We start from the raw sequence: 19,432 nt of genomic DNA on the forward strand, positions 1-19,432 counted from the left end.
GAGCGCCCTACGAGGCCTCGCCCCTGTCGAGTTTCTCCAGCAGCGCCTCCGCCGTCTTCAGCTTGGCCTCACGGGTCTCTGTCTTCTGCTTGTCCCAGTTGCGATAGACCAGCCCCATGCGCGGATTGCCCTCGAACCGGTCGCGATGCCGGTCGAGGAAATGCCAGTAAAGGCTGTTGAACGGGCAAGCTTTTTCCCCGTCCTTCGCCTTCACGTCATAGGCGCAGCCGCCGCAGTAATCGGACATCTTGTCGATATAGGCGCCCGAGGAAATGTAAGGTTTCGAGGCCACCACTCCGCCATCGGCGAACTGGCTCATCCCCGCCGTGTTCGGCGCCTCCACCCATTCATAGGCGTCGATATAGACGGCGAGATACCAGTCCTGCACTTGGCGCGGGTCGATGCCTGCCAGCAGCGCGAAATTGCCCGTGACCATCAGCCGCTGGATATGATGCGCATAAGCCAGATCGCGGGTCTGCCCGATCGCGGCCTTCATGCAGACCATCTCCGTCTCGCCCGACCAGTAGAACCACGGCAGATCGCGCTTGTGGTTGAGCGCGTTACGTGAGGTGTAATCCGGCCCTTCGAGGAAATAAATGCCGCGCATGTATTCCCGCCAACCGAGAATCTGCCGGATGAACCCTTCCACCGAATTGATCGGCGCGTCCCCCGCCTTGTACGCCTCTTCCGCGGCCTTGCAGACCTCCAGCGGCGAAAGCAGACCGAGATTGATGCTCGACGACAGGATCGAGTGATGCAGCAGCCGGTCCCCGGCCAACATCGCGTCCTGATAGGTCCCGAAATCGTGCAGATTGTGGGCGATGAAATGCTCCAGCGCGCGTTCGGCCTGCGCGCGGCTGACCGGCCAGTTGAATTCGTCGAGCGATCCGAAATTATCGGGAAATTCCGCCTCGACCATCTCGAGCACCTCCTGCACGAGCGCATCCTTGCGGAAGGTCGGCGCGGGCTCGCGGAACAGGTCGGGCTGGGCGGGCTTACGGTTCTGCTTGTCAAAATTCCATTCGCCGCCCGCCGGGTCGTCACCTTCCATCAAGAGCCCCGTTTCGCGACGCATTTCGCGATAGAACCACTCCATGCGGAGCTCCTTGCGCCCCTCGGCCCAGTCGGCGAAGCGTTTCTCCGAGCAGATGAAGCGGTCGTCGGGCAGTTGCCGGATCTTGATCGGCGCGCTCTCGAAGGCCTGACGCAAGCGCCATTCGCCGGGGGCGAGTGTGATGACCTCGTCGGCCCCCTCTTCTTCGGCGCGGCGCGCGAATTCGCCAACCAACGAGCCCGCGTTGTCGTCATCGGTCAGCTTGGTGTAGCGGACCTGCCAGCCGTCGCGCTCCAACTCGTCGGCGAAGCGGCGCATCGCGGCGAAGGTCAGCGCCAGCTTCTGCTTGTGATGGCCGGTGTAGGTCGCTTCCTCGCGCACCTCGGCCATCACGACCACGTCCGCGCTCTTGTCGCCGCAGCGCAAAGCCGCGCCGTCATGGCTCAGCTGATCGCCCAGCACCGCGATCAGCTTAGTCATAGATCATCTTCCGGGTCATGCCGCCATCGACGACCAGCACCTGACCCGTCACAAAGCCTGCATCCGCGAGGTAGAGCACGGCCTCGGCAATGTCACTCGGCTCACCCACCCGGCCCACGGGATGCTGCGCGTGATCCGCTTCGCCCAAGGCCTCGCCGCTCGAATTGATCCAGCCGGGCGCGATCGCGTTGACCCGCACCTCCGGCCCAAGGCTCACCGCCATCGCATGGGTCAGTGATGTGACGCCGCCCTTCGCCGCCGCATAGGCGAAGGTATCGGGCTCGGATTGCAGCGCGCGCGTCGAGGCCATGTTGACCACTGCCCCCCGACCCTTGCGCAAGGCGGGCAAAGCCTCGCGCGCCATCAGGAACGTCCCGGTCAGATGCGGGTCGATCCACTTGTGCCACGCCTCCAGCGTCAGCTCCTCCAAAGGTCCGCATTCGGGATCGGCCGGCCCACCATTGTTCACCAGCAGATCGATCGTCTCGAACCCGGCCTCGGCCACCGCAGACCGAACATCGTCTTCGCTCCCCAGATCGCAACGGATCGCCTGCAGGCCTTCGCGCGCCTCCAGCGGGCCGATATCCAGATCGAGCGCCGCGACCTGCCAGCCGCGATCCAGCAGCGCCTCGGTGATGGCGCGACCGATGCCGCGCGCGGCGCCGGTGACGATGGCGTTTCGGATTACCATGGAATCTCCTTGCCTGCGTAGTCGTAAAAGCCGCCCGATTGCGCGGGCGTCAGCGCGCCCAACACATCCAGCAACCGGCGCGCGGCGTCTTCGGGGGCGAGCTTGTCGCGCGGGTAATCGGCGGTAAAGGGGGTGTCTACCGTGCCCGGATGCAGCGCCGCGATCACGAGCTGCTTGTGAGAGCGCCCCAGCTCGATCGCCGCGCCATGCAGCAGCTGGTTCAGGGCCGCTTTCGAGGTCCGATAGCTATACCAACCGCCCAAACCGTTATCGCCGATCGAGCCGACCCGCGCCGAGAGCGCCGCGAACCGTGCGGGCTTGTCCCGGGGCAGAAGGCGGGCTGCATGTTTCAAGACCAGCGCCGGACCCATCGCGTTCACGGCGAACTGGCTCTGCAATTCCTCGGAGGTCAGATGCGACAAGGCCTTTTCCGGCGTACCGAGCGCGCCCGAGGCCACGAAGATCAGATCGACTGGCCCGTCGATCCCGCGCAGCCCCGCCTCGACTGCGCGTTCATCCGTGACATCGAACCCGTCGCGCGACCGCGACAGCCCCGTCACTGCGAAGCCGCGCGCCTCCAGCTCCGCCCGGATCGCCGCGCCGATCCCGCCCGTATCTCCGATCACGATTGCCTGACCTGCCACTGTCGCCTCCGTTATATGCGCCCAAAGGCTACGCGGCCCCGCCTCCAGCGGTTCCTTTTTTGCTTTTCATTTATCACTTGGCGCCTATAGTGCCCCTCATGACACGGGTTAAGCATATTCAACTCACCGCAGCCGGGGCGCTCGCCCAAGGCGCGATGCCCCGTGGTCTCCTTCTTCTTAGCAGCCTCTGAGCGTGCCTTCGGGCGCGAACGCTCAGGGGTAGCCAGCGCCCGGACAACTCCCGAAAGCCACCGCGCAATGCTGGCCTTCGGGCCCAAGTAACGCTAAGAGCCAAGACGAAAGAGACTAGCAGATGGCCCAGACCATGATCGACAAAAACCGCGTTCTGATTTTCGACACGACCCTGCGTGACGGCGAGCAATCGCCGGGTGCGACGATGACCCATGACGAGAAGCTCGAGATCGCCGATCTGCTCGACGAAATGGGCGTGGATATCATCGAGGCCGGCTTCCCGATCGCCTCCGAGGGCGATTTCGAAGCCGTCAGCGATATAGCGAAACGCGCCAAGTTCTCGACCATTTGCGGGCTCGCCCGCGCGAGGCTGCCTGATATCGACCGCTGCTGGGAAGCCGTGCAGCACGCGCAGTCGCCGCGCATCCACACTTTCATCGGCACCTCGCCGCTGCACCGCGCGATCCCGAACCTGACGATGGACGAGATGGCCGACGTCATCCACGAGACCGTCAGCCACGCGCGCAACCTGTGCGACAACGTGCAGTGGTCGCCGATGGATGCGACCCGGACCGAGCATGACTATCTCTGCCGCGTCGTCGAGATCGCGATCAAGGCGGGCGCCACCACGATCAACATCCCCGACACGGTGGGCTATACCGCGCCGGTCGAATCCGCCGACCTGATCCGGATGCTGCTCGAGCGGGTGCCGGGCGCCGACGAGATCATCTTCGCGACGCACTGCCACAACGATCTGGGCATGGCGACGGCGAACGCGCTGGCCGCGGTCGATGCAGGCGCGCGCCAGATCGAATGCACGATAAACGGTCTGGGTGAGCGCGCGGGCAACACCGCGCTCGAAGAGGTGGTGATGGCGATGAAGGTTCGTCAGGACATCATGCCCTACCAGACCCATATAGACACGACGAAGATCATGAACATCTCGCGCCGCGTGGCGCAGGTGTCGGGCTTCCCGGTGCAATTCAACAAGGCGATCGTCGGCAAGAACGCCTTCCTGCACGAAAGCGGCATCCACCAGGATGGCGTGCTGAAGAATGTCGAAACCTTCGAGATCATGAAGCCCGCCGATATCGGCCTCAACGAGGCGAATATCGCGATGGGCAAGCATTCGGGCCGCGCCGCGCTGCGCGCCAAGCTCAAGGATCTCGGCTACGAGCTGGGCGATAACCAGCTCAAGGACGTCTTCGTCCGCTTCAAGGCGCTGGCCGACCGCAAGAAGGAAATCTACGACGAGGACCTGATCGCGCTGATGACCGACAGCGCCGCGAACACCGCCGACGACTACCTGCAGGTCAAATGGCTGCGCGTGGTCTGTGGCTCGGACGGTCAGGAAGCCGAGCTGAAGATGCTCGTCGATGGTGAGGAAAAATCCAGCAAGTGCCAGGGCGACGGCCCGGTCGACGCGGTCTTCAACTGCGTCAAGGAAATCTATCCGACGCAAGCCAAGCTGAAGCTATATCAGGTGCACGCGGTCACCGAAGGCACCGACGCGCAGGCGACCGTTTCGGTGCGCCTCGAGGAAGATGGGCGGATCGGCACCGGGGCCGCGTCGGACACCGACACGATCCTCGCGAGCGTGAAGGCCTATGTCGGCGCACTCAACCGCCTGCGCTTCCGCAGCCAGAAAACCGCGCCCGACGCGGACGTGAAAACGGTGAGCTACAAGCTCTGAGCCCACCGCCAGTTGCACAGCTTTCGGGCAGCCCGAGAACGGCTGCCCGTTTTCATGTCGACCCGGCGCGATTTTCCCGTTTTCAGCACGATTTCGTGACGCATCGCATATCTGCAATTTCAAGCGCATTTCCGCGGGGAAATCCGCCCGAAATGTTGAAAAAGGTCAATCGCTTGGCCTTGCCTCAGCGGATAACCGCAAGGGGGCTTCGCCTACGGCGCAAATCCGCTTCCCCGTAAGGGCCGCTTTGACTATACGAGGCGCGGGCCGTGGCTTGGCGCGAGTCGCGGTATTTCTAAGAAATTTGGGATGGGACAGGCGTAATATGGTTGGTGGGATCTTCTCCTCGGACATGGCGATCGACCTCGGGACGGCGAACACGCTGGTCTATGTCAAAGGCAAAGGGATCGTGCTGAACGAGCCCTCGGTGGTCGCCTATCACGTCAAGGACGGCAAGAAGCAGGTGCTGGCGGTCGGTGAAGACGCCAAGCTGATGCTCGGCCGGACCCCCGGCTCTATCGAGGCGATCCGCCCGATGCGCGACGGCGTCATCGCGGATTTCGACAGCGCCGAGGAAATGATCAAGCATTTCATCCGCAAGGTGCACAAGCGCTCGACCTTCTCGAAGCCGAAGATCATCGTCTGCGTTCCGCATGGTGCGACCCCGGTGGAGAAGCGCGCGATCCGTCAGTCGGTTCTCTCGGCAGGTGCGCGCCGCGCCGGCCTGATTGCAGAGCCGATCGCGGCCGCCATCGGTGCGGGCATGCCGATCACCGACCCCACGGGTTCGATGGTGGTCGATATCGGCGGCGGCACGACCGAGGTCGCGGTCCTTTCGCTGGGCGACATCGTCTATGCGCGCTCGGTGCGCGTGGGCGGCGACCGTATGGACGAGGCGATCATCTCCTACCTGCGCCGCAACCAGAACCTTCTTGTGGGCGAATCCACCGCCGAGCGGATCAAGACCACGATCGGTACCGCGCGGATGCCCGATGACGGGCGCGGGATGAGCCTTCACGTGCGCGGCCGCGACTTGTTGAACGGCGTGCCGAAGGAAACCGAGATCACGCAGGCCCAGGTCGCCGAGGCGCTGTCCGAGCCGGTCCAGTCGATTTGCGACGCGGTGATGCAGGCGCTCGAAACCACCCCGCCGGACCTCGCCGCCGACATCGTCGACCGTGGCGTGATGCTGACGGGGGGCGGTGCGCTTCTGGGCGAACTCGATCTGGCGCTGCGCGAGCAGACCGGCCTTTCGATTTCGATCGCCGACCAGTCGCTCAACTGTGTTGCACTCGGCACCGGCAAGGCGCTTGAATATGAAAAGCAGCTTCGCCACGTCATTGACTACGACAGCTGAGCCGGGCCCGGGATCGCACCACGCCCGGCCAGTGATCTGACCGGAGACGGATTTGGCCAGAAATCGCGACGATCAGGACTATATCGGACCGCTGCGCCGACTGGGCGTTGCGGTTCTTGTCGTCGTGCTACTGGCTCTCTTCCTGGTCTGGCGCATCGACAGCCCGCGGATGGAGCGGTTCCGCTCTGCCCTCGTGGATCGCTTCGTGCCCAGCTTCGATTGGGTGATGGCCCCGGTCACCAAACTCACCGACATGGTCGAGGGCTTTCAGTCCTATTCCCGCATCTACGAGCAGAACCAGGAGTTGCGCCGCGAGCTGCAACAGATGAAGGCGTGGAAGGAAGCCGCCGTTCAGCTGGAGCAGCAGAACGCCAAGCTGCTTGCCCAGAACAAGGTGCGGCTCGACCCGAAACTCACCTCTGTGTCGGGGCGTGTGCTGGCCGATAGCGGCTCGCCGTTCCGGAAATCGGTGCTGCTGAATGTCGGCAAGCGCGACGGCATTGTTGATGGCTGGGCCACGATGGATGGGCTGGGCCTCGTGGGGCGAATCTCGGGCGTGGGCTCCTCGACCTCGCGGGTGCTGCTGCTGACCGACGCCTCGAGCCGCATCCCGGTTACGATCCCGGCCTCGGGGCAGAACGCGATCCTTGCGGGCGACAACTCCCCCTACCCGTTCGTGGATTTCCTCGAACATCCCGACCGCGTGCGCCCGGGCGACCGCGTGATCTCCTCCGGCGATGGCGGGGTCTTCCCGGCGGGGCTGCTGGTCGGTCAGGTCTTCCAGGGCCGCGACAAGCGGCTGCGCGTGCGCCTCGCCGCCGATTACGAACGGCTCGATTTCCTGCGCGTGTTGCGCTCGCACCCGGCCGAGCGGATCGAGAACGCGGGCGGGCTGATCGCGCCCGACCCGAAAGTCATCGAACAGGAAGCGGCCGAGAAGGCGCGCGCCGAGGCCGCCGCGGGCGCACTCGAACCCGATGGTGGGTCGGAGGGCGGAAACGGGGGCAGCCAATGATCGACCCCATCACCCGCCGCCGCGTCAGCTACCGCACGCTTTTCGTCGTGATCGGCCTCGTACTGATCTTCGTGCGCCTGATGCCGGTCGACCATTCGCCGGGCGGCCTGCCGGGCCCCGACCTGACCTTGGCGCTGACGCTGGCCTGGGTGCTGCGGCGTCCCGAATACGCCCCGGCCCTGCTGATCGTTCTGGTTTTTCTGCTTGAAGACATCATGTTCTGGCGGCCCATCGGACTTTGGACGCTGATCGTCCTCGGCGCGACCGAATTCCTGCGCCGCCGCGAACAAAGCCTGCGCGATCTGCCCTTCGCGCTGGAATGGGCGTTGGTCGCGGGCGTGCTGCTCGCTATGGTGTCGGTGAAGCGCATCGTCCTGCTTGTCACGATGGTCGATCAGCCAAGCCTCGGGCTGGAGCTGTTCCAGATGCTGGTGACGCTGGCCGCCTATCCGGTGGTGGTGCTGGTGTCGCGGGTGGCCTTCGGCCTGCGCCGCGCGGCACCGGGCGAGGTCGACGCCTACGGACATCGAATGTGAGGGGGCCCAGAATGAGACGATCCCCGAAAGAGACCGAAGTCAGCACCCGCCGCATCACGCGACGCGGCTTGCTCTTGGGCGGCGCGCAGGCGGCGGTCGTGGCCGTGCTGGCGGCGCGGATGCGCAAGATGCAGCTCGAAGACGCCAAGCAATACCGGCTGCTGGCCGAGGGCAACTCGGTAAAAATCCGGCTGATCCCGCCCGCGCGCGGGCTGATCTTCGACCGCAACGGTGTGCTTCTGGCCGGTAATGAGCAGAATTACCGCGTCACGATCACGCGCGAGGATACAGACGACGTCGATGCGACGCTCGCTGCGCTGCGCCGTCTGATCCCGATTACCGATGGCGATACGAAAGACATCCTGCACGATATCCGCCGCCGCCCGCCGACGACGCCGGTCACGGTGGCCGACCGCCTGACATGGGACGAGTTCTCGCGCGTCGCGGTGAACGGCCCCTCGCTGCCCGGTGTCAGCCCCGATGTCGGCCTGTCGCGCCTCTATCCGCGCCGCGAGGATTTTGGCCATGTGATCGGCTATGTCGGCCCGGTCTCGGATTACGATCTGAGCAAGATGGAAGACCCCGATCCGCTGCTGCTGATCCCGAAATTCCAGCTCGGCAAGACCGGCATCGAGTCGAAAGAGGAAAGCGTTCTGCGCGGTCAGGCGGGCCAGCGCCGGGTCGAGGTGAACTCCGCCGGGCGCGAGATGCGCGAACTCTCGCGCGAGCCCGGCAAGCCGGGCGAGAATCTGCAACTGACGCTCGACTATCGACTGCAGAACTACGCGCTGCAGCGGTTGGAGAACGAATCCGCCGCGACCGTGGTGATGGATGTGACCAATGGCGACGTGCTGGCCTGCGCCTCCGCGCCCAGCTTCGATCCCAACCTCTTCGTGCGCGGCATCTCCGTCGCAGATTACCAGCGCCTCACGCAGGACGACCATCGGCCGCTCGCCGACAAGACCGTCCAGGGTCTTTACCCTCCGGGCTCGACCTACAAGATGGTCACCGCACTTGCCGCGCTCGAGGCAGGGCTGGTGACGCCGGAGGAAACCATCTGGTGCCCCGGCTATGTCGAAATCGCGGGCCGCCGCTTCCACTGCTGGAAGGGCGCCGGCCACGGCCATGTGAACATGACCAAGAGCATGGAGCAGTCCTGCGACGTCTATTACTACGAGCTTTCGCAGCGCGTCGGCATCGACAAGATGAGCGACATGGCCAAGCGCCTGGGCGTGGGCGTCCGGCCCGACCTGCCGATGTCCGCGGTGAAAGAGGGCGTGGCCCCGACCAAGGAATGGAAGCAGGAGCGCTACGGCAAGGACTGGCTGATCGGCGACACCGCGAACGCGGCGATCGGTCAGGGCTATGTTCTGGCCTCGCCGATGCATCTCGCGATCATGGCGGCGCGCATCGCCTCGGGTCGGAAGGTAGAGCCACGCCTGATCCGCGCCCGTGACGGCGTGGAGCAACCGATCCGCGTCACCGACGATCTCGGCGTGGAGAAAGCCTATCTCGACAGCGTGCGCAAAGGCATGACCGCAGTGGTGAACTCCTCGCGCGGCACCGCGCGCGGGTCGCGCATCGCGATGAAGGAATGGAAGATGGCGGGCAAGACCGGCACCTCCCAGGTCCGCAACATCACCAAGGCCGAGCGCGCCCGTGGCGTGATCCGCAACGACCAGCTGCCGTGGAACCGTCGCGACCACGCACTCTTCGTGGCCTTCGCCCCCGTCGACAATCCGCGCTACGCCGTCTCGGTCGTGGTGGAACACGGCTCGGGCGGTTCGACGGCAGCAGCCCCGATCGCGCGCGACGTGTTGCTGTTCGCGCTGGCGGGCGGCCTGCCCCCGGACGATGCCTATCCGTCCTTCGCCCGCGCGAAGGCCAAGGAGCTGAACGAAACGCTCGATCTCGTCGATCCCGACACCGTGCAGAAGCCGCAGGAGCGATCGCGCGCATGAGTTATCTCGAGAGCAACCTCAAGACCGTCCCGGTCGGCTGGCGCAAGATCTTCTACCTGAACTGGCCGCTCGTGATCCTGCTGACGGCGGTCGCCTGCGCCGGCTTCCTGATGCTCTACTCAGTTGCGGGTGGCAATATCCACACCTGGGCCGAACCGCAGATGAAGCGCTTCGCGCTCGGCATGATCGCGATGTTCACCGTGGCCTTCGTTCCGATCTGGTTCTGGCGCAACGTCTCGGCCTTGGCCTATTTCGTGGCGCTTCTGTTGCTGGTTGCGGTGGAATTCTTCGGCGCAATCGGTATGGGCGCACAGCGCTGGCTGGAGATCGGCCCGCTGCGCATCCAGCCTTCCGAGTTGATGAAGATCACCCTCGTGATGCTCCTCGCCGCCTATTACGATTGGCTGCCTGTCGAGAAGGTCTCGCGCCCGCTCTGGGTCTTCATCCCGGCGGTGATCATTCTCGCGCCCACCTTCCTCGTGCTGGCCCAGCCCGACCTCGGCACCGCCGTCATGCTGGTGCTTGGCGGCGCTTTCGTGATGTTCGCGGCCGGGGTGTCGTTTTGGTATTTCGGCACCGTAATCGCGCTGGTCGTGGGGTTGGTCTTCGGCGTGATGGAAAGCCGGGGCACGGAATACCAGCTACTGCACGACTACCAATACAAGCGCATCGACACCTTCCTCGATCCTGGCTCGGACCCGCTTGGCGCGGGCTACAACATCATGCAGGCGCAGATCGCGCTCGGCTCGGGTGGCTGGTCGGGGCGCGGCTTCATGCAGGGCACGCAATCGCGGCTGAACTTCCTGCCGGAGAAGCACACCGACTTCATCTTCACCACGCTCGCCGAGGAGTTCGGCTTCGTCGGCGCCTTCGGCTTGCTGATGCTTTACACCGGGATCATCGGCTTCGCCCTCTATACCGCGATGGCAACGAAGGACCGCTTCGCCTCACTCCTCAGTTTCGGGGTCGCGGGGACGTTCTTCTTCTTCTTCGCGATCAACATGGCGATGGTGATGGGGCTGATGCCCGTCGTGGGTGTGCCCCTGCCACTGGTGAGTTACGGCGGCACCGCGATGATGATCCTGCTTGCCGCCTTCGGGTTGGTGCAAAGCGCCCATATCCATAGACCGAGGCAAAGATGATCCGCGTCCTTTTCGCCGACAAGCCCGAGAACTGGGGCCGTTACGAAACCCCGCTGACCGAGGCGATCGCCGCGACCGGCGTCGAGGCGCAGATCGTGCAGCCCGGCGAGAGCGACCCGGCTCAGATCGACTATGTCGTCTATTCACCGCAAGGCCCGGTGCAGGATTTCACCGCCTATACCGGCGCGAAAGCCGTACTGAATCTCTGGGCCGGGGTGGAGCGTGTCGTGGGCAACGACACCCTGACCCAGCCGCTGTGTCGGATGGTGGATGCGGGGCTGGAGCGCGGCATGGTCGAGTACGTGACCGGCCATGTGCTGCGCTATCACCTCGGAATTGACGCGACACTGGCCCAGCAGGACGGCGTCTGGCGTCATGACGACGGCGTGCCGCCCTTGGCGCGCGACCGCTCGGTGGTGATGCTGGGTTTGGGAGCGTTGGGCAAAGCCTGCGCCGAAGCGCTGGCGGGGCTGGGCTTTGCCGTCACGGGCTGGAGCCGGACGCGGAAGGACATCCCCGGGATAACCTGCCTGAGCGGCGACGATGGGCTAGCGGAGGCGCTGTCGCGCGCCGAGATTCTCGTCTCGATCCTGCCCGACACGCCCGAAACCACCAACCTTCTGAACGCGGACACGCTGGCGCAGATGCCGAAAGGCGCACGGCTCGTCAATCCGGGCCGCGGGACGCTGATCGACGATGACGCGCTGCTAGCGGCGCTGGATCGCGGCCAGATCGGCCACGCGACGCTCGATGTGTTCCGCGTCGAGCCTCTGCCCCCCGAGCACCCCTATTGGGCGCATCCGCAGGTGACGGTGACGCCCCATATCGCCGCCGAGAGCCGGGCCGAGACCGCCTCCGAAGTGATCGCCGAAAATATCCGGAGGGGCGAGGCGGGCGAGCCGTTCCTCTATCTCGTGGATCGCTCGCGCGGCTATTGAGCGCAGGGGGCGCTGCACCGCTCTCGTGCCCTTCGCGTGCGCTTCGGACGTTCGACAGGGCGTCCTTGCTGATCCCGACTCATCCCCCGGTATATTTACGCCAAGAAGAAGATCAGAGCGTGGGCGCGTCGAGACCGAGCTGCTTCGCGAGATCCGCGAGGCGGGTTTCCTTGCCAGACCAGTCGGCGGCGCGCGATGCGAACAGCGTCGCCTGAGACTGGTGGATCAACCCGTCTGAGAGGATCTTCAGGTGGTTCGCGCGCAGCGTCTCCCCGCTGGAGGTGATGTCGGCCACGGCCTCGGCAGTGAGGTTCGCGATGGTCCCCTCGGTCGCGCCTTGGCTGTCGACAAGCTGCCAGTCGGCTACGCCTTCGCGGGTCAGGAATTCACGCACCAGCCGGTGATATTTGGTGGCGATCCGCAGGCGGAAGCCGTGGGTGGCGCGGAAGCGGTGGGCGGCGGCGTCGAGGTCTTCGAGGCTGTCCACGTCCGACCAGCAGTCCGGCACCGCAATGATCAGATCGGCATGGCCGAAGCCCATCGGCGCGAGATCGGCGACCTGGCTTTCCCAATCGGCGAGCTTCTCGCGCACGAGATCGGAGCCGGTGACGCCCAGATGGATACGCCCCGCCGCCAGTTCGCGCGGAATCTCTCCGGCCGACAGGAGCACGAGCTGCACGCCGTCCGCCCCTTCGACCGCACCGGCATATTCACGCTCGGACCCGGTGCGCTTTAGCGTGATGCCGCGCTCCGCGAACCAGTCGAAGGTCTTCTCCATCAGACGCCCTTTGGAGGGCACGCCGAGTTTGATCATGCTTGCGCCTCCAGATCGGCCATCAACCCTGCACGGATCACGCCGCCCACGGCGGGGATTTCGCGCCCCTGCCCCAATTGCCGGGTCAGCGCGTCGTAGCGTCCTCCGGAGGCGACCGGCGGAAGTGCCGGATCGGCGGCGGTGAAGGTAAAGACGAAGCCGTCGTAGTATTCCATGGTCGAGCGACCGTGGCTCGCGTCGAAATTGATCGCAGCGAGGTCGATGCCGCGGGTGGCAAGCGCGTCGAGCCGCTTTTCGAGCCGCGCGATGGCGGGTTCGATCGCTTGGATGCCGAGAGCGCGCAGCGCGGCAGGCGCCTGATCGGCGGCGCAGCGCAGCTCGGCGAGCTTGCCCATCGCGGCGACCGCGTCGGTCGGGATCGGCGCAGCAGCGGCATCGGCGGCGAGCGTGGCGATCCGCGCCTCCATCTCTTCGCGCGAGCGCAGCCCGATCCAAGGCGCGCCGGAGCGTTGGCCGCTCAGCAGATCGGCGCGGGCTTTGGGCACCTCGACCTGCCCCGAATAACGCGCGAGCAGATGCTGGAACCGCTTGGGGCGCCAGATATGGCGGGCGAGCGCGGCCTTGCGCTCGGGCATCGTGTCCAGCCCGTCGACGGCGGCGCGCAGCAGGCCCATATCCCCGATCGTGGCGGACAGGTTCAGCTTCGCGAGCATATCCGAGAACAGCGCGAAGACTTCTGCATCTGCGGCATCGGGGTCGGCGCGGTCGAAGATTTCGAACCCGGCCTGAAAATACTCATTGGCGCGCGCGGCGCCGCGATGATCCTGACGGCGGAACACCTCGCCCGCATAGGCGTAGCGCGCAGGCTCGGCGCCATTGGCCATGTGCTCCTGCACGACCGGCACGGTGAAATCCGGGCGCAACATCATCTCGCCGCGCAGCGGGTCGGCGGTGACATAGGCGCGGGCGCGGATATCCTCGCCGTAAAGGTCGAGAAGCGCCTCGGCGGGTTGCAGGATATCGGGCGTGACCTCGACCGCACCCGCTTTGAGGAATTGCTCCAGCAGACGTCCTGCCTGTGCCCGCGCTTGCGCCTTGTCCGCCATCACTCGGCCCCATAGCGCGCAAGAATTTCTTGCACTTTTGCGACCATTTCCGCGGTCGGAACCTCGAATTGCGCCGGTTGGGATTTCCATTCTTCAACCGTCGCGTCCTGCGCAATCTTCGCGCCGAGGATCAGATCCTTGATCTGAACGACGCCGCGTTCGGCCTCGTCCGAGCCTTGGATGATCGCCACCGGGCTTTCGCGTTTATCGGCATATTTCAACTGGTTGCCGAAGTTCTTCGGGTTGCCCAGATAGACCTCGGCGCGCAGCCCTGCCCCGCGCAGCGTCGACGCCAGCGCCATGTATTCTGCCATCCGGTCGCGATCCATCACGGTCACGACGACCGGGCCCTGAGCAGAGCCGCCGATGCGGCCCTTGGCGCGCAGCGCGGCCAGAAGGCGGTCGACGCCGATCGAGACGCCGGTGGCAGGAACGACCTGACCGGTGAAGCGCTTGACGAGGTCGTCATAGCGCCCGCCACCTGCGACCGAGCCGAATTGCCGCGGTCGGCCCTTTTCGTCGGTGATCTCGAAGGTCAGTTCGGCTTCGAAAACCGGGCCGGTATAATAGCCCAGCCCCCGCACGACCGACGGATCGATCACGATGCGGTCGGGGCCGTAGCCCTGCGCGTCGAGAAGCGACGCGATCTGCTCCAGTTCATCCACGCCTTCCGCACCCAGCGCAGAGCCTTCGACCAGCTCGCGCAGCCGCGCGACGGTGGTGGCGTTGTCTTCGCGCTTGGCCTCCATGAAGCCCATGACCGTATCGGCCTGTGCTTCGGACAGCCCCGCACCCTTGGTGAAGTCGCCGGAGGCGTCCAGACGCCCCTCGCCCATCAGAAGGCGCACGCCCTCCTCGCCGAACTTGTCGAACTTGTCGATCGCGCGGAGAACGATGCCGCGCTCTTCCTCGAACTTCGTGGGATCGGCCGGGTCGAGAACGCCCGCGACTTCCATCACACCGTTCAGAACCTTGCGGTTGTTCACCCGCACGACGTAATCGCCGCGCGGAATGCCGACGGCTTCGAGCGCGTCCGAAAGCATCCCGCAAATCTCGGCATCGGCGGCCACCGAGGGCGCGCCCACGGTATCGGCATCGCATTGATAGAACTGGCGGAACCGGCCCGGGCCGGGCTTTTCGTTGCGCCAGACGGGCCCCATCGTGAAGCGACGATAGGGTGTCGGCAGATCGTTGCGGTATTGCGCCGCGACGCGGGCCAGCGGCGCCGTCATGTCGTAGCGCAGCGCCAGCCACTTGCCGTCGTCTTCCTCCTGCCACGCGAAGACGCCCGCATTCGGGCGGTCCACATCGGGTAGGTATTTGCCCAGTGCCTCGACCGTCTCGATGGCCGAGGTTTCCAGCGCCTCGAAGCCATGCGTGCGATAGACCTCTGCGATCTTCGCCAGCATATCGGCGCGCTCGGTCACCTCCGTGCCGAAATAGTCGCGGAAGCCCTTCGGAGTCTCGGCCTTGGGACGGGGCTGCTTTTTCTGTTTCGCCATCGGCTTGCACCTGATCTTATCTCGCGCGAGGGTGTAGCCCAAGGGGCAGGCCCCGGCAAGCAATAGGAACGGCAGATGCAGGAACGGCTCGAACGGGCGGAAGAACAGATCGCCTATCTGACGCAAACGGTGGACGAGTTGTCCGATGTCATCGTCGCGCAGGCCCGTCAGATCGAACGGCTGGAGCGGCATCTGGGCCTGCTGATGGAGCGCGAGGCCGAGCGCGAATATGACAGCGGCGGCTCTATCCCTCTGGCCGATCAGAAACCACCGCACTGGTAATGGACGCGGCGCTCTGGGGGCTAAACGGTGTTTTCGTGAGTGCGCAGGCGCTCATCTACACCGCTTTGCTGGTCTGGCCCCCGGGCATCGACCTCCGTTCGACGATCGATCGGTTCGAGCTGTGGCAGGGAAGCGGCATCCTCGCGATGCAGGTCTTCTTCGCCGTGCCGCTGATGAGCGCGCTGATCTGGCAGACGCGCGCCCATCGGCAGACGATGTTTCTGGTTTCGTTGAGTTTCCTCGCAACAGGGCTGCTGGGTGCGGCCGCGTGGCTGGAGATGGGCATGATCTCCGGTGCGGTGCGCGACGGGATCAACGAGCCCGATCTGCTGCGCGGCGTGGCACTGTTGCGCTGGGGCGAGTTCGCCACCGCCCTGGCCGCCGCGATCACGCTGCGGCTGGCATGGGTGGCGCGCAGCCTGTGAGGCTCAGACCTCTTCGACCTCGCTGACCCCGCGCAGGCTGCGCAGCGCTCCTTTCACCTGCGCATTGACCGGCGCCTCGGGCATCGCGGTGATCTGGTAGCGGCAGCCGCGCTCGTTGTCATAGACCATGAAGCTGATCGGCCCGCGCGAATGGACCTTCCCTTCGCGGGCGACCCGCTCGACGAGGCTCGCCACCGAGGCGACCGCATCATTGTCGTCGATATGCACCAGCAGCCCGGAGGAGCCCGCATCCGCCGTCGCCTTGTCCACGGTCTGCGCCGCGTTGGCGACCATGCGCACCGACTCGCCATCCACCTCGACCTTCACGGTCAGCACCAGAAGGTTACCGGTTTCCAGCACGTCGCGGCAGGCTTCCAGCGCCTCCGACCAGAAAGCCACCTCGTAGGGGCCCGAGGCATCCGACAGCGCGACGAAGGCGAAGCGGTTGCCCTTGGCGGATTTCTTCTCGCGCACCGAGGCGACCTCGCCCGCGATCTTGGTGACGAAGGGACCGCCCACGGCCTTTTGCTGCACCTCTTCCCAGCTCAGCACCTTCTTGCGCTTGAGCGCGGGCAGGTAATCCTCGATCGGGTGGCCCGAGAGGTAGAAGCCGATGGCTTTGTGTTCCTCGGCCAGACGCTCGCCCGGCAGCCAGTCGTCGGTATCGGCCAGACGCGGCGGCGGCAGATCGTCGCCCGCCTCGCCGAACAGCGACACCTGCGCCGACTCGCGCGCCTCGATCACCGCGCCCGACCACGCCATCAGCGATTCCAGCGACTCGAAGACGCGCTTGCGGTTCGGATCGAGCAGATCGAAAGCCCCGGCCCGCGCCAGCATCTCGAGCGGGCGTTTACCGACGCGCTTCATGTCGACACGCCGCGCGAAATCGAACAGATCCTTGAACGGCTCGTCGCCGCGCGCGGTCACGATCATCTGCATCGCGTCCACGCCCACATTCTTCAGCGCGCCCAGCGCGTAGACCAGCTTCTGATCGACCACGTCAAAGGTCGAGAGCGAACGGTTCACGCAAGGCGGAATGATCTCGATCCCCAGCTTCTTCTGCACCTCGTCGGCATAGATCGCGAGCTTGTCGGTCAGATGAATATCGCAGTTCATCACGCCGCCCATGAACTCGACCGCGTGGTTCGCCTTCAGCCAGCCGGTGTAATAGGACACCACCGCATAAGCCGCTGCGTGGGATTTGTTGAAGCCGTAGTTGGCGAATTTCTCCAGAAGGTCGAACACCTCGGAGGCCTTCTTCTTGTCGACCCCGTTCTTGGCCGCGCCCGCCTCGAATTTCGGACGCTCGGCGTCCATCGCCTCCTTGATCTTCTTACCCATCGCGCGACGGAGAAGGTCCGCGCCGCCAAGCGAGTAACCCGCCATGACCTGCGCGATTTGCATCACCTGCTCCTGATAGACGATGATGCCCTGCGTCTCTTCGAGGATATGGTCGATGGTCGGATGCACCGAAGTGATCTCGCGCAGACCGTTCTTCACCTCGCAATAGACCGGGATGTTCTCCATCGGACCCGGGCGATAGAGCGCCACCAGCGCCACGATGTCCTCGATACAGGTAGGCTTCATCTGGCGCAGCGCCGATTTCATACCCTCCGATTCCACCTGGAACACCGCGACCGTCTTCGCGTCCGCGTAAAGCTTGTAGGTCTTCGGATCATCCAGCGGAATCGCGTTGATGTGGTTTTCCGCGCCCTCGGCGGGCTCGTAAAGCTGGTTGCCGGCGGCATCGACATGCAGCGGCCGGCCGGATTTGAAAATCAGTTCCATCGCCGAGCGGATCACCGTCAGCGTCTTCAGGCCGAGGAAGTCGAACTTCACCAGACCCGCCTGCTCGACCCATTTCATGTTGAACTGGGTCGCGGGCATGTCCGAGCGCGGATCCTGATAGAGCGGCACCAGCTCGTCGATCGGACGGTCGCCGATCACGACGCCCGCCGCGTGGGTCGAGGCGTTGCGCAGCAGGCCTTCGATCGCCTTCGCGTAATCGAGAAGCCGCGCCACGACCTCTTCGTTGCGGGCCGCCTCGCGCAGACGCGGCTCGTCGGCCAGCGCCTTCTCGATGCTGACGGGCTTCACGCCTTCGACCGGGATCAGCTTCGACAGCTTGTCGACCTGGCCGTAGGACATCTGCAACACGCGCCCCACGTCGCGCACGGCGGCCTTCGACAGAAGCGCACCGAAGGTGATGATCTGGCCCACCTTCTCGCGCCCGTATTTCTTCTGCACGTATTGGATCACCTCCTCGCGGCGATCCATGCAGAAGTCGATGTCGAAGTCCGGCATCGAAACACGTTCCGGGTTGAGGAAGCGTTCGAACAGCAGCGAATAGCGCAGCGGATCAAGGTCGGTGATGGTAAGAGCGTAGGCGACCAGCGAACCTGCACCCGAGCCGCGCCCCGGCCCGACCGGAATGTCGTGATCCTTGGCCCATTTGATGAAGTCGGCAACGATCAGGAAGTAGCCCGGGAAACCCATCTGCTCGATGATGTCGAGTTCGAATTTCAGCCGCGCCTCGTAATCCTCGACCGGCGCTGCATGCGGGATCACGTCGAGGCGGTTGCGCAACCCGTCCCACGCCTGACGCCGCAGTTCCTCGACCTCGTCATCGGCGAATTTCGGCAGGATCGGTGCCCGCTTGTAGGTCGAGAAGGCGCAGCGTTTCGCGATCTCGACCGTGTTCTCCACCGCTTCGGGCAGATCGGCGAAGAGCGCGACCATCTCGCCTTCGGACTTGAAATAATGCTGCGGGGTCAGACGGCGGCGCGGCTCGATCTGATCGACATAGGCGCCCTCCGCGATACAGATCATCGCGTCATGGGCCTCGTAAATCTCGGGCTTCGGGAAATAGACGTCGTTGGTCGCGACCAGCGGCAGACCCAGCTCGTAGGCCCATTCGACGAACGGCCGCTCGGTCGCGATCTCGGCCTCGGTCAGCGTGCCGCCCTCGCCCGGGTGGCGCTGTAATTCGACATAGAGCCGGTTCGGGTAGATGCCGGCGAGCTGTTGCAGAAGCGCCTTGGCGCGGTCCTTCGCGCCGTTCCGGATCAGCCGTCCAACCGGACCGTCGGGACCGCCAGAGAGACAGATCAGCCCCTCGGAATGGCGCTCCAGCTCCTCCAGAGTGACCTGAATCTGCGCCCCGTGCTTGTCGAGATAGAGGCACGAGTTCAGCTTCATCAGGTTCTCGTAGCCGCGCTCGGTCTGGGCCAGCAGAACGATCGGTGCAGGCAGGCGCGGACGCTCGCCCGGCTTGGCGGGATCGAATTCGAGCGATACCTGACAACCGACGATCGGCTGCAGCCCCGCCCCCGTCGCGGTCACGGAAAACTCGAGCGCCGCGAACATGTTGTTCGTGTCGGTCACGGCGACGGCGGGCATCCCCGCCGACTCGCACATCTTCACGAGTTTCTTTGCGGGCACGGCGCCTTCGAGCAGGGAATACTCGGTATGGACGCGCAGATGAATGAATCGGGGGCTGGTCATGCCACCAGATTTAGCCGGTCGTGTCGCCCCGCGCCAGCCTCTCGCCGCGTCCTCCAGACGCTTCGCGTTCGACCGTTCGGCGTCGCTCGACGCCCAAATCTTGATCGTCGGATCAAGATTCGAGCAGCGCATGAT

The 19,432-nt window shown here is 64.9% G+C and carries 16 protein-coding genes; 9 read left to right on the forward strand and 7 right to left on the reverse strand.

The features are described 5' to 3' along the window. Positions 1-7 precede the first annotated feature (7 nt). From BMG03_RS15760 to BMG03_RS15770, 3 genes are read right to left on the reverse strand one after another with little or no spacing between them, the layout of a single operon-like run. Positions 8-1,534 (reverse strand): cryptochrome/photolyase family protein, encoded by a 1,527-nt coding sequence (locus tag BMG03_RS15760; RefSeq protein WP_075774203.1) that lies wholly within the window; start codon positions 1,532-1,534, stop codon positions 8-10. After that, positions 1,527-2,225, reverse strand: a complete 699-nt coding sequence (locus tag BMG03_RS15765) for an SDR family oxidoreductase (RefSeq protein ID WP_099049369.1) — start codon at positions 2,223-2,225, stop codon at positions 1,527-1,529. Before BMG03_RS15765 ends, BMG03_RS15760 begins: the two co-directional genes overlap by 8 nt. Continuing rightward, positions 2,219-2,869: an SDR family NAD(P)-dependent oxidoreductase gene (locus tag BMG03_RS15770; RefSeq protein WP_075774202.1), complete on the reverse strand. Its 651-nt coding sequence runs from the start codon at positions 2,867-2,869 to the stop codon at positions 2,219-2,221. The genes BMG03_RS15765 and BMG03_RS15770 overlap by 7 nt, the downstream gene beginning before the upstream one ends. 325 nt (positions 2,870-3,194) lie before the next feature. Between BMG03_RS15770 and BMG03_RS15775 the strand changes: the two genes are divergently transcribed. The 7 genes from BMG03_RS15775 (at position 3,195) to BMG03_RS15805 (ending at position 11,703) form a co-directional block, all read left to right on the forward strand. Then, positions 3,195-4,754: a 2-isopropylmalate synthase gene (locus BMG03_RS15775; protein WP_075774340.1), complete on the forward strand. Its 1,560-nt coding sequence runs from the start codon at positions 3,195-3,197 to the stop codon at positions 4,752-4,754. 325 nt (positions 4,755-5,079) lie between these two features. Next, complete coding sequence (locus tag BMG03_RS15780) at positions 5,080-6,111, forward strand: rod shape-determining protein (RefSeq protein ID WP_038064670.1); 1,032 nt, start codon at positions 5,080-5,082, stop codon at positions 6,109-6,111. A 52-nt stretch (positions 6,112-6,163) separates the two neighbouring features. Beyond that, positions 6,164-7,126: a rod shape-determining protein MreC gene (gene mreC / locus BMG03_RS15785; protein WP_075774201.1), complete on the forward strand. Its 963-nt coding sequence runs from the start codon at positions 6,164-6,166 to the stop codon at positions 7,124-7,126. Continuing rightward, positions 7,123-7,662: a hypothetical protein gene (locus BMG03_RS15790; RefSeq protein ID WP_075774200.1), complete on the forward strand. Its 540-nt coding sequence runs from the start codon at positions 7,123-7,125 to the stop codon at positions 7,660-7,662. The genes mreC and BMG03_RS15790 overlap by 4 nt, the downstream gene beginning before the upstream one ends. An 11-nt stretch (positions 7,663-7,673) precedes the next feature. Beyond that, on the forward strand, positions 7,674-9,623 hold the full coding sequence (gene mrdA / locus BMG03_RS15795; protein WP_075774199.1) for a penicillin-binding protein 2: 1,950 nt from the start codon (positions 7,674-7,676) through the stop codon (positions 9,621-9,623). After that, positions 9,620-10,765: a rod shape-determining protein RodA gene (gene rodA, locus BMG03_RS15800; protein ID WP_075774198.1), complete on the forward strand. Its 1,146-nt coding sequence runs from the start codon at positions 9,620-9,622 to the stop codon at positions 10,763-10,765. The genes mrdA and rodA overlap by 4 nt, the downstream gene beginning before the upstream one ends. Then, a complete protein-coding gene (locus tag BMG03_RS15805; protein WP_075774197.1) occupies positions 10,762-11,703 on the forward strand; it encodes a 2-hydroxyacid dehydrogenase in 942 nt (313 codons plus the stop codon). Before rodA ends, BMG03_RS15805 begins: the two co-directional genes overlap by 4 nt. Before the next feature lie 112 nt (positions 11,704-11,815). On the opposite strand, the gene hisG is transcribed toward BMG03_RS15805, so the two are convergent. Genes hisG through hisS form a run of 3 tightly spaced genes read right to left on the reverse strand, consistent with a single transcriptional unit; the run spans position 11,816 to position 15,086 of the window. Beyond that, positions 11,816-12,517 (reverse strand): ATP phosphoribosyltransferase, encoded by a 702-nt coding sequence (gene hisG, locus BMG03_RS15810; RefSeq protein WP_075774196.1) that lies wholly within the window; start codon positions 12,515-12,517, stop codon positions 11,816-11,818. Continuing rightward, positions 12,514-13,584, reverse strand: coding sequence for an ATP phosphoribosyltransferase regulatory subunit (locus BMG03_RS15815; protein ID WP_075774195.1), 1,071 nt, complete (start codon positions 13,582-13,584; stop codon positions 12,514-12,516). The genes hisG and BMG03_RS15815 overlap by 4 nt, the downstream gene beginning before the upstream one ends. Further along, positions 13,584-15,086: a histidine--tRNA ligase gene (gene hisS / locus BMG03_RS15820; protein WP_075774194.1), complete on the reverse strand. Its 1,503-nt coding sequence runs from the start codon at positions 15,084-15,086 to the stop codon at positions 13,584-13,586. Before hisS ends, BMG03_RS15815 begins: the two co-directional genes overlap by 1 nt. A gap of 75 nt (positions 15,087-15,161) precedes the next feature. On the opposite strand from hisS, the gene BMG03_RS15825 reads away from it, so the two are divergent. Together BMG03_RS15825 and BMG03_RS15830 are read left to right on the forward strand one after the other, a co-directional pair. After that, on the forward strand, positions 15,162-15,368 hold the full coding sequence (locus BMG03_RS15825) for a SlyX family protein (protein ID WP_075774193.1): 207 nt from the start codon (positions 15,162-15,164) through the stop codon (positions 15,366-15,368). After that, positions 15,368-15,793 (forward strand): hypothetical protein, encoded by a 426-nt coding sequence (locus BMG03_RS15830; RefSeq protein WP_075774192.1) that lies wholly within the window; start codon positions 15,368-15,370, stop codon positions 15,791-15,793. The genes BMG03_RS15825 and BMG03_RS15830 overlap by 1 nt, the downstream gene beginning before the upstream one ends. A 3-nt stretch (positions 15,794-15,796) precedes the next feature. On the opposite strand, the gene dnaE is transcribed toward BMG03_RS15830, so the two are convergent. Further along, positions 15,797-19,297 (reverse strand): DNA polymerase III subunit alpha, encoded by a 3,501-nt coding sequence (gene dnaE / locus BMG03_RS15835; RefSeq protein WP_075774339.1) that lies wholly within the window; start codon positions 19,295-19,297, stop codon positions 15,797-15,799. Positions 19,298-19,432 lie beyond the last annotated feature (135 nt).

Origin of the sequence: Thioclava nitratireducens (assembly GCF_001940525.2) — a bacterium.
Lineage (GTDB): Bacteria > Pseudomonadota > Alphaproteobacteria > Rhodobacterales > Rhodobacteraceae > Thioclava > Thioclava nitratireducens.

Bases quoted from the DNA above. Each gene is read 5' to 3' on its own strand.
- BMG03_RS15760 (WP_075774203.1), bottom strand. From the start codon at position 1,534: ATGACTAAGCTGATCGCGGTGCTGGGCGATCAGCTGAGCCATGACGGC.
- BMG03_RS15765 (WP_099049369.1), bottom strand. From the start codon at position 2,225: ATGGTAATCCGAAACGCCATCGTCACCGGCGCCGCGCGCGGCATCGGT.
- BMG03_RS15775 (WP_075774340.1), top strand. From the start codon at position 3,195: ATGATCGACAAAAACCGCGTTCTGATTTTCGACACGACCCTGCGTGAC.
- BMG03_RS15780 (WP_038064670.1), top strand. From the start codon at position 5,080: ATGGTTGGTGGGATCTTCTCCTCGGACATGGCGATCGACCTCGGGACG.
- BMG03_RS15790 (WP_075774200.1), top strand. From the start codon at position 7,123: ATGATCGACCCCATCACCCGCCGCCGCGTCAGCTACCGCACGCTTTTC.
- mrdA (WP_075774199.1), top strand. From the start codon at position 7,674: ATGAGACGATCCCCGAAAGAGACCGAAGTCAGCACCCGCCGCATCACG.
- rodA (WP_075774198.1), top strand. From the start codon at position 9,620: ATGAGTTATCTCGAGAGCAACCTCAAGACCGTCCCGGTCGGCTGGCGC.
- BMG03_RS15805 (WP_075774197.1), top strand. From the start codon at position 10,762: ATGATCCGCGTCCTTTTCGCCGACAAGCCCGAGAACTGGGGCCGTTAC.
- hisG (WP_075774196.1), bottom strand. From the start codon at position 12,517: ATGATCAAACTCGGCGTGCCCTCCAAAGGGCGTCTGATGGAGAAGACC.
- BMG03_RS15815 (WP_075774195.1), bottom strand. From the start codon at position 13,584: ATGGCGGACAAGGCGCAAGCGCGGGCACAGGCAGGACGTCTGCTGGAG.
- hisS (WP_075774194.1), bottom strand. From the start codon at position 15,086: ATGGCGAAACAGAAAAAGCAGCCCCGTCCCAAGGCCGAGACTCCGAAG.
- BMG03_RS15825 (WP_075774193.1), top strand. From the start codon at position 15,162: ATGCAGGAACGGCTCGAACGGGCGGAAGAACAGATCGCCTATCTGACG.
- BMG03_RS15830 (WP_075774192.1), top strand. From the start codon at position 15,368: ATGGACGCGGCGCTCTGGGGGCTAAACGGTGTTTTCGTGAGTGCGCAG.
- dnaE (WP_075774339.1), bottom strand. From the start codon at position 19,297: ATGACCAGCCCCCGATTCATTCATCTGCGCGTCCATACCGAGTATTCC.